The 1519-nt window shown below is 37.8% G+C and carries 1 protein-coding gene; it reads right to left on the reverse strand.

Going from position 1 to position 1519, the window contains the following annotated elements:
- Positions 1 to 1519 (reverse strand): beta strand repeat-containing protein (locus tag M595_RS31390; protein ID WP_023069845.1); only part of this gene is annotated, 1519 nt, incomplete at both ends.

A 1519-nucleotide genomic window follows, 5' to 3' on the forward strand; every position in this document is an offset into this window, starting at 1 on the left:
GGGGTTGGTGTTGGGGTTGGTGTTGGGGTTGGTGTTGGGGTTGGTGTTGGGGTTGGTGTTGGGGTTGGTGTTACATCTATATCATCAGTTTGAATTGCGATATTTCCCACTGTAAAAGATTCAGGAAAAGAGTTGTCAGAATTAATCGTAAATTCACCTGTTGTAATAGCTGCGGCTGTACCATTATCATTCTCAGTTAGGTTGGTATTTCCCACTTCAAAGCTAGCAATTGGTTCATTTGCTAACCCCCCTTGATGTCGAATTGTAATCGAACCTCCTCCCTGTCCACCTGCTGTAGAAATACTGGCATTGATGTTATTTTGATCGATAAAAGATCGAGTTACTCGAACAAATCCACCTGTTGATTCAAGAAGTACATCTCCCCCTTGACCATTCGGCCCACCTTGAGCGTTAATCAACTCAACTTCAACATCACCAACCGGGTCAATAATTACGTTTCCACCATCATCAATACTACCACTACTATTGATTTCTCCGGTAATAATTGCAGTCGGAGCGACAACCGTAATATCACCTCCTGTTAAGCCAGAACTATTCAAATTTGCTGTAGAAATTGTTCCCTCTGTTGCAGTTAAATTAATGTTACCGCCTTGACCTTGATAATTATTAGAATTAAAATCAATTTCACTATTAATATTAGTTGCCGATAGGGTAATATTTCCTCCTGTTGTTTGAATATTTCCACTTCCTAACAGTTGAATTAAAGCCGGACTATTAATACTAAAATTCCCCCCATTGGTCTGAACGTTGGGATTATTTAAAGAAAAATTTTGATTCAAATTGAGAGTAATATTACCTCCTCCTGTGGTTAAATTAACCGAACGACCCAATAAATTATTAGCATTGATTGAACCATTATTTGTCGTGAAGTTAATATTACCGTTAGGATTAATAATATTACTGACATTAATATTTTGATTGGCGTTGAGAGTAATGGCTGCGTTATCCGTTCCTGTAATTGTAAATCCGGTTGTTTCAATAAAACTTGTTCCCGACTGCAAGATAACGGGGTCGCGGAATGATACATTTCCAGCAGCAGTAATTGTTCCGGTGTTATTGCTCCCAACTGTGATTAAGTTGAAGCCATTTTGTAAAAAGTTTAGTTCAGTATTTGTTAAATTTAAAACACTCAAGTTGTTATTGCTATTTCCTCCAATTTCAACAGGAAAACTTGAACTAAAAGGCTGTAACGTTAAGCTGGTATTCTCACCGGAGACATTATTATTAAAGTTAATTTCGTCACCTGTTAAAGTAATATTATTTAAGATGTTCACTGCATCACCGTAGTTTTGACCATTCTCTCCTGTTGTCGTTATATCAGCGTTGAGTTCAGTTATTCCTGCTGTATCGGTGGTTAAGCTACTGGCGTTTACCGTGGCGTTAAATTGAGTAATTCCACTGCTATTAACTGTAATTTCACCTAACCCATTCCCTGAACTTCCGACTGCATCTAAAATAATATTTCCGTTGGGTGCATTCAGGATTAAATTATTACCTG

Origin of the sequence: Lyngbya aestuarii BL J, from assembly GCF_000478195.2 — a bacterium.
GTDB classification, from domain to species: domain Bacteria; phylum Cyanobacteriota; class Cyanobacteriia; order Cyanobacteriales; family Microcoleaceae; genus Capilliphycus; species Capilliphycus aestuarii.